We start from the raw sequence: 634 nt of genomic DNA, 5'->3' as shown, positions 1-634 counted from the left end.
AATCGCTGGGAAACTTTGAACTTTGAGATTTGAACTTTGAACTTTTCAACTTGTGAAGTTCTTTGTTCCTCAAAGATTGTTCCCGTGTGTGGAGAATAACGGATTCGAACCGTTGACCCCCTGCTTGCAAAGCAGGTGCTCTAGCCAGCTGAGCTAATCCCCCAGGGTTTTAATTCATAATTGTTAATTCATAATTATCATTAAATCAACAATTGATTGAATTATTATCGGAGAGGCAGAGGTTAATCCATATCATCACATTGCATCATTCTTAATTATGAATTATGAATTAAGACTGTAGTCCCAGGCAGACTTGAACTGCCGACCTCCACATTATCAGTGTGGCGCTCTAACCAACTGAGCTATAGGACTGTGATTCCCGGTGTTCATTCAAGTCGCAGGGCCGCGTACTCTTCTTCGCCCGGCTTCCTTTTTCTCTCTTATAAAAAAAACAGATGTAGCAGTACAAGAAATACCTTGGGTCACCGTGTGGTAACTCCAGGCAGGTTCCTTACAAACCTTGATAAGAAATTTCACCTTATAAATCCTTCGTGCAATCCCTCAACCTCTTAAGTTTAGTTGATTTAATCATAAATTATGAATTATGAATTCTTAATTATGAATCGCACTCATC

Annotated in this window: 2 tRNA genes; both read right to left on the bottom strand. The window is 39.4% G+C overall.

Annotated features, from left to right (window positions below):
- Positions 1-89: 89 nt before the first annotated feature.
- Positions 90-163: transfer RNA gene (locus HMPREF0650_RS11395), tRNA-Ala, on the bottom strand.
- A gap of 135 nt (positions 164-298) precedes the next feature.
- Positions 299-372 (bottom strand) — tRNA-Ile (locus tag HMPREF0650_RS11390).
- Positions 373-634: the final 262 nt, after the last annotated feature.

The sequence above is a fragment of the Hoylesella buccalis ATCC 35310 genome (genome assembly GCF_000177075.1).
GTDB classification, from domain to species: domain Bacteria; phylum Bacteroidota; class Bacteroidia; order Bacteroidales; family Bacteroidaceae; genus Prevotella; species Prevotella buccalis.
The sequence above is the reverse complement of the archived record's forward strand: the minus strand, read 5'-3'. Positions and strand labels throughout refer to the sequence as shown.